The sequence below is a fragment of the Arthrobacter sp. SIMBA_036 genome (genome assembly GCF_046535135.1).
Classification (GTDB): Bacteria; Actinomycetota; Actinomycetes; order Actinomycetales; family Micrococcaceae; genus Arthrobacter.
Window position 1 is genome coordinate 1 of record NZ_JAWRXG010000448.1, and the last position, 237, is coordinate 237.

At 60.8% G+C, this 237-nt stretch carries 1 protein-coding gene; it reads left to right on the forward strand.

What is annotated here, in order from left to right; translation table 11 throughout:
- Positions 1-237, forward strand: a 237-nt coding sequence (locus tag SB659_RS20470; RefSeq protein WP_410551763.1) for a UbiA family prenyltransferase, incomplete at both ends; no start/stop codon positions are given.

Sequence of the window (237 nt, forward strand, 5' to 3'; positions counted from 1 at the left end):
CTATGCGCATCAGGACAAGGAAGACGACGAGTTGATCGGTGTCCGCTCCACAGCGCGGCTGTTCGGTGATCGCACCCGCCAGTGGCTGATCGGCCTTTACGGGGCGACGCTAGTGCTGATGCTGCTTGCCTTCTGGCTGGCAAGCGTCGGGCCTGTTGCCTATCTTGGCCTCGCGATCGCTGCCGGCATGTTTGCCTGGCAGATCGTCAAACTCGATATCAACGATGGCGACCAGTG